Source organism: Aeromonas sp. S5(2024) (assembly GCF_041403025.1).
In the GTDB taxonomy this organism is placed as follows: domain Bacteria; phylum Pseudomonadota; class Gammaproteobacteria; order Enterobacterales; family Aeromonadaceae; genus Aeromonas; species Aeromonas hydrophila.
On record NZ_JBGLRI010000025.1, the window covers coordinates 1 to 780 of the forward strand.

General features: G+C 60.0%; 1 protein-coding gene. It reads left to right on the forward strand.

Features of this window, described 5'->3' with window-relative positions; translation table 11 throughout:
* Window positions 1-778 (forward strand): IS1595-like element ISAhy1 family transposase (locus tag ACB032_RS22095; RefSeq protein ID WP_371138778.1); only part of this gene is annotated, 778 nt, incomplete at its 5' end.
* Window positions 779-780: the final 2 nt, after the last annotated feature.

Genomic DNA, 780 nt, shown 5'->3' on the forward strand with positions numbered 1-780 from the left:
GTCTCGAGGGCTGCGCCGTTATCGCTGCAAGCAGTGTTTGCGCACCAGTTCCGTGCTCACTAACACGCCTCTCGCCCGACTTCGCAAGCCACAATGCTGGGAAGACTATGCTCAGGCCCTCATCGACGGTCTGACCGTCCGGCAGGCGGCGCTCCGCTGTGGGGTCGGTAAAAACACTGCCTTTTTATGGCGCCACCGATTCCTGAAGGCCATGGCTAGCCACCAGGCGGTACGGGAAGAGGGTATCGTTGAGGTCGATGAGACCTTCTTCCTGGCGTCGTTCAAAGGACAGCGCGGATTGCCCCGCCCGGCCCGCCATCGTGGCGGCAAAGGCCGTACCCGAGGCACAGGACCGGATTACATCCCGGTGATGGTGGTGCAAGACAGAGCAGGCCACCTGGCTGATTTCCAGTTGGAACGGCTGAATGCCAGGGCGGTGAAGGCGGTGCTTGAGCCACTTATCGCCCCGGATGCCGTCCTGTGCAGCGATGGTGCCGGGGTGTATGCGAGTTTCAGCGAGGGACTGGGGATAACACACCAAGTGGTGCGCAATCGAGCGGGAGAGCGGGTGGTGGGTGCATATCACATCCAACATGTGAACGGGTACCACAGACGATTGAAGGAGTGGATGGAGCGGTTCCATGGGGTCGCGACCCACTATCTGAGGAATTATCTAGGTTGGCGAAGGATGTTGGAGCGCTATGGGAGGGAAGTGAATATCTCACGTTGCTTGCATGAGGCGCTGGGGCGCCCCATGCAACACGTAATTGGGACATAGCC